This window comes from Ilumatobacter sp., from assembly GCF_041688325.1.
Lineage (GTDB): Bacteria > Actinomycetota > Acidimicrobiia > Acidimicrobiales > Ilumatobacteraceae > Ilumatobacter_A.
The window spans coordinates 1-5,875 of record NZ_JBDNIJ010000119.1; the positions used below are offsets into that span (position 1 = coordinate 1).

Sequence of the window (5,875 nt, forward strand, 5' to 3'; positions counted from 1 at the left end):
GCTCAGCCACAGCGCACGCAAGGATCAAATCCACATCGTGTGCCCACGCTTTTCGCGACCTTGCGGAACCCTCCAACCCGACTACCAGGCACTATCCGCCCGACAGGCCGGTCATGTGCCCATCAACTGCGGAAGCCGGGGTAACGCAGCCACATCGACAGCGGAAACGCCACAGCCCAGACCGCACCGTCCACGACAAAGTGGACGAGTGGAAGCCGGTGTCGCAGCCGGCCCGGTTCTGGTGAATAATTTTCCGTCATCGCGTCGCCCCTTCTGCCCTTAAACGCTTCTTTATGTCCCCTTGCATCTCTCTTGACTTGAACTTTACTTGGGGTGGAAGGGCTGTTCAATGGGTACTTGGAAGGTCCGAACGACTCCGAATGGCAGGTGATTGAGAGCAGAACTGCGGAACTGCGCCCATTTCCGGCGCTAACATCCACTCCGGTATGGAAGCAATGCAGACCGAATACAGCGCTGGCGGTTGCTCGATGATTAGTCCCTTGTCTGCCGACGAGGACATGGCGGGCCCGACACCGATCACTTCTTTGCTGGCGGCATGAACCAACGGTTCATACGACGTAACCGTGTCGACGAGCGTCTGGCGCTGTCGGTCGCATGCGGTTCGGGTCTGGCAGCAACGCTCGGTGGAGCTCGACCGACGGGATTATTAGTTGTCGATTCGCTCCTGGTGTTCGTTACTGCAGCTGCTGTCGTCTGGGCCTCCGCGTCGGCGTCGTGGTGGGCCTTGGCTTCGGCATCCGGAGCTGCCGCCGTGCTTGCGTTCGAACCTTTGGCTGCAGCCTTCGGAGCACTGGGGTTTCTCGCTGGCCTGGATGTCGGACTGTGGCGGCGGGATCGGACAGCGGTTCGAGTAGGCGTTGGCGGTATCGCTGTCAACGTGCTCATCCGGTCCGAATTTGAGCCGTTCTTTGGATTTTCAGCGCTCGTTGGGTTGAGTATTTGTGCGCTCGTGTTTCTGCTCGGCATGCTTCGCAGGCCTTCGCAGGTTCGCCGTGTCGGTTGGCTGGTTGCCGGCGCAGCTGCCGGTGTCTTTGCGGCGAGTTTGTTGTGCGTCGGCCTCGCTGCGCTGAGCGCCCGATCCGGATTGACAAACGCCTCGAGATCGGCGCGACAGGGTGTGGCGGCCCTGAACGCCGGCGACTATGAGCGGGCAGCGAAACTCTTCGAGCAATCAGCGCAGAATTTTGAATCGGCCGACGGCCACCTCGGGGGCTTGCTCGCTGCACCAGGTCGACTTGTTCCTGGCGTTGCGCAAAACGTTGCCGCCGGCCGCGACCTCGCAGCTGCCGCGGCTGAGGCAACAGCCCAGGCTGCAGGTGCGCTCCGCCAAGTCGACCCATCGAAGCTCAGAGTTGCTGGCGGCCGTATCGACCTCGACGAGATTCGGGCAGTTGGGGCGCCACTCGAGCGTGTCCGCGTCGCTTTCGACGGTCTTCGTGCTGTGGTTGAGGAGGTCGATTCACCCTGGCTGGTCGGCCCGGTACAAGCTGAATTGGTCGAAATCGACGACGAGTTCGCATCGAATGAGCCGCGGCTCGACAATGCGATTGAGGCAGTTCGCTTGGCACCGCAGATGTTGGGTAGTGAACGGCTGCGCCGCTATCTGATTTTGTTTACAACGCCTGCTGAAGCGCGCGGGCTTGGTGGGTTCGTCGGCAGCTTCGTAGTGCTTGAGATCGACGAGGGGGCGCTTTCCGTCACAGACTTTGGGCGTACCAGCGAACTGAGTAGGCTGACTTCTGGCGCTGATTGCTCTGCGTGCGACCCCGAATTGCTGCAGCGGTACGGTCGATTTGGCTTCTCGTCGGGCGAAGACGGCACCACCGGCACGGTGCTGTTCTCGAACGTGACGATGCCAGCGCACTTTCCGTACATTGCCGCGGCAGTTCAGGCGATCTACCCGCAAGGCCGTGGCGAGCAGATCGACGGTGTCCTGGTCATGGACCCGTATGTCGTCCAGGCCTTGATGCAGTACTCCGGCCCGATTGAGGTGCCGGCGCTCGACACCGTGGTGCAGCCGAACAACGCTGCAGAATTCCTGCTCCGGGACCAGTACATCCTGGGCGAAAACAAGGGAGCGCGTGTCGAGGCGCTTGACGCGCTCGGCAAGGGTGCCATCGAGGCCGTCTTGTCGGGTGTGCTGCCTGAGCCGCCGGAGCTGGCCCGCGATTTTGGCCCGCTCGTCAGTGAGCGACGCCTATTGATGTGGACCGACAATCCGGACGAGCAACTCCTCCTCGATCGCGTCGGCATGCTCGGCTCGATCCCCACGCTTGACGAGCGTGACGGCGGGTTCTCCGTGTCGGTCACCAACGGCAGCGCCAACAAAATCGATGTGTTCCTCGATCGAACGTCGTCGGTTGAGTTGGTTGAGGACGAGGCCGGCCGGCGCCTCGTCGCTGACGTGACGCTCACCAACAATGCGCCAGCCGTAGGCCTCCCTCGGTATGTGATCGGCAACGCGTTCGGCACTCCTGACGGCAGTAGTCGGCTGTTCGTTTCGTTCTACGGAGTTCCGGAGTTAATGGAGATCACGTCGAACGGTGAGCCGTTCGGAGTCGAGGCACTTCCCGAAGCGGGATGGATGGCGTTCTCCAGCTTCATCACGCTCCAGTCGGGAGAAACTCGGACCTTCCAGCTGACGTTCCAGCTACCCGAGCGCGCCCTGGGGGACACGACACCTTCGTCTCCCACACTGTGGACGCAGCCGTTGGCAGACCGCTAAGTCGGAGCGGATTCGCTCTTTACGACGTCGCGCCAGTTTCCAAGCAGGGGCTTCTTGTAACTCACCGACCTTGAACATCGCTGAAACTTCCACAGCCTCTGTGGCGCACCATGGACCGACCCGATCCAACCCTCAAACGCGAAGCATCGGCTACGATCGTGGACCGTATGGATCCACAGGCAGAAATGACGCTCCGCGACTACGCCCGCGTGGTTCTTCGGCGTAAATGGGTCGTTATCGCTGCCGTTATGTTGACCACGACGATCTCGGTTGTCTCCTCAGCTGCTCAGACGCCCGTGTACTCCTCATCTTCCGAGGTACTCGTGCAGCCCCGAGGCCAAGACGGTCTTTTCGCAGACAGCATCGTGAACCTTAACGATCGTGCCATCCAGACCGAGATCCAAGTGATCGAAGGCCAGGCGGTACGTCAACGGGTGCAAGACAACCTACAACTCGAGGTGAAGCCGCCAGGGGTCCACGCCACCGCAGTTGGGTCGACCGATGTCATTTCCTTGACCCTTCGCAGCACGAATGCGACAAACGCAGCCACGCTCGCCAACGCGTATGCGAACGCCTACATCGAGGTGCGGCGCGAACAGTCAGTCGGCGAATTGCTGGCAGCCACCACCGAAGTGCAGACCGCCATCGACAAACTGCAGGCCGACCTTGACGCACTCGCCGACGAGGACCCGCGTCGCAACTCGCTGCTCGCCCAGCTCGGCAACTTCAACACCACACTGGATCAACTGCGCGTCGACGCAGCGCTGCGCACAGGTGGCGCGACCATCATCCGAGAAGCGCAAGTTTCTGAAGGCCCGGTCGAGCCGACGCCAGCCCGCACGGCAGCACTTGCCTTCGTTGTCGGCCTGTTACTTGGCCTCGGCGCAGCGTTCCTGCTCGACTACCTCGACGATAAAATTCGCAGTGAGGACGACCTCCAGCGGGCAACGAATCGGCCGGTGTTGGCAGTCGTTCCGATTGACGTGCCGCCGAACAACCTGCCGATCGCCATGACCGAGCCAGACCACGACGCCGTCGAGGCGTACCGCGGGCTGCGCACCAACCTGCAGTTCCTCGGGCTCGACTCACCGCTGAAAGTCGTGCAACTCACCAGCTCGCTGCCGGGTGAAGGCAAGACGACCACAGCAGTCAACCTCGCCGTGGTGCTTGCCCAGGCTGGCCACAGCGTTGCGCTCGTTGACGCCGACCTTCGCCGGCCCCGCGTGCATCAAGTGTTCGCTCTGCCGCAAACACCGGGATTCACCGATCTGCTGCTTGGCGCCGAAGCCAAGGAAACGGTCAACTATGTGGAGGTCGACGGCGGCACCGTGCTGAATGTGTTCACTTCCGGAAGGGTTCCGTCGAACCCGAGTGAAATGCTCAGCGGACAACGCATCCGCAAGTTGCTCGCCCAGATGGGCGACCACTACGACTACGTGATTGTCGACTCGGCCCCTGTGCTGCCGGTGTCGGACTCTGTGGCGCTCGCCGGAGCGGTCGACGGACTGTTCGTAGTTGCCCACGCCGGACGCGTCACCGACGGACAGGTCGCTGAAACTATCGAGCGACTCGACCGCATCTCGGCTCCGCTACTCGGCCTTGTGCTTAACCAAGCCGCAGTCAGCAAGGGTGACTACTACGCCTACGGCGGGTACACCGCCATCCACGCACTCCCCACCACCCTCACGGCCCCGCCGAAGGGTGATCAGGTCGTGTCGGGCTACTCCGACGACACCGATCCCTCGATGCAGCGCATCACCACCGAAGCATGAGCCAATCGGCGCGCTTTCTGCGTCGCAACCGAGTCGACGAGCGGGCCGCTCTGGCCATCGGAGTGGTTGGCGGCGCCCTTGCAGTAGCGAGTGGCGCCCGCCCGACAGGTTCGGTTGGCGTCGACATCGCCCTGATCTTCCTGTCGGTGACGGCAGCTGTGTGGGCCTCGGCCTCTGCGCCGTGGTGGGCGGCTGCTGCTACCGCCGGCATCGCCGCGGCGATTGCCCTCAACCCGATCCTCGCCGCAGTCGGAGCAGTCGGCTTCGCGGTCGGCCTGTATGTCGGGATTCGCCGCAAAGACCAGAGCGAACTGCGTGCCGTCACCGGTGCCATTGCGATGAACGTGCTGATCCGATCCGAACTGCAAGGATTTCTCGGGCTGTCGGCAATCATTGGGTTAAGCGTCGGTGTGGCGCTCCTCATTTTCGGGATTCGTCGTCGACCCTCAGGGCCACGCCGCGCTGCCTGGCTCTCGGTGGCCGGAGTCGGTGTGCTCGCGGTTCTTTGCGTCCTTGCATTCGGTGTCGCCGGCTTGAGCGCGCGCTCCGACGTGACCCAGGCTGCACGCCAAGCCAAGCAGGCCGTCGACACGCTCAACGAAGGGAACTACGAAGGTGCCGCTGCACTGTTCGAGAATGCGTCATACGGGTTTGCTCGCTCGGACCGCACCTTCGGAGGCCCGTTTGCCCTGCCTGGGCGGCTCCTGCCAGGAGCCGCCCAGAACCTTGCCGCCGGAGCTGACCTTGCCGCCGCCGCGGCAGCAGCAACCGCCGACGCAGCGATCGCACTCCGCCAGATCGACCCGGAATCGTTGCGGCTGTCCGGTGGATCGATCGACCTCGACGCTGTTCGTGCGGTAGAAGCCCCGTTGCAGCGCGTGCAGCTTGCTTTATCGGCGCTGCGGGCAACGGTCGACAACATCGACTCCCCGTGGATTGTCGGCCCCGTTCGAGACGAACTCGACGAACTCGAAACCGACTTCGACGACAACGAACCGCGCCTCCAAAACGCCATCGACGCCGTGCGCCTGGCCCCGGCCCTCCTCGGAGGCGAGGGCGAACGCCGGTACCTCGTGCTGTTTACCACGCCCGCCGAAGCGCGTGGGCTCGGCGGATTCGTCGGCAACTACGCCGAACTCGAAATCGCTGATGGTGCCCTCTCTGTGTCTGCTTTTGCTCGCCGTTCCGACCTCGAAGCACTCAGCGCGGCCACCCCTGCGTTCTGCACCGCTTGTGACGATGAGCTGCTCGCCAGGTACGGCCAATTTGGTTTCAATTCTGGGCTCAACGGTTCGTTCGCTGCCCGCGCTTGGTCGAACATCACCATGCCGGCACATTTTCCCTACATCGCCGCAGC

The 5,875-nt window shown here is 62.7% G+C and carries 3 protein-coding genes; all 3 read left to right on the forward strand.

Annotated features, from left to right (window positions below; translation table 11 throughout):
- The first annotated feature begins 556 nt into the window (after nucleotides 1–556).
- Nucleotides 557–2,746 carry a DUF4012 domain-containing protein gene (locus tag ACH2EI_RS07980; RefSeq protein ID WP_395159655.1) on the forward strand — a complete coding sequence of 730 codons (2,190 nt, stop codon included), beginning with the start codon at nucleotides 557–559 and terminating at the stop codon, nucleotides 2,744–2,746.
- A gap of 167 nt (nucleotides 2,747–2,913) precedes the next feature.
- A complete protein-coding gene (locus ACH2EI_RS07985; RefSeq protein WP_395159657.1) occupies nucleotides 2,914–4,518 on the forward strand; it encodes a polysaccharide biosynthesis tyrosine autokinase in 1,605 nt (534 codons plus the stop codon).
- On the forward strand, nucleotides 4,515–5,875 hold a 1,361-nt coding region (locus ACH2EI_RS07990; protein WP_395159659.1), incomplete at its 3' end, for a DUF4012 domain-containing protein. The genes ACH2EI_RS07985 and ACH2EI_RS07990, both read left to right, overlap by 4 nt.

Coding starts and splice junctions, on each gene's coding strand:
- ACH2EI_RS07980 (WP_395159655.1), top strand. CDS start 557: ATGAACCAACGGTTCATACGACGTAACCGTGTCGACGAGCGTCTGGCG.
- ACH2EI_RS07985 (WP_395159657.1), top strand. CDS start 2,914: ATGGATCCACAGGCAGAAATGACGCTCCGCGACTACGCCCGCGTGGTT.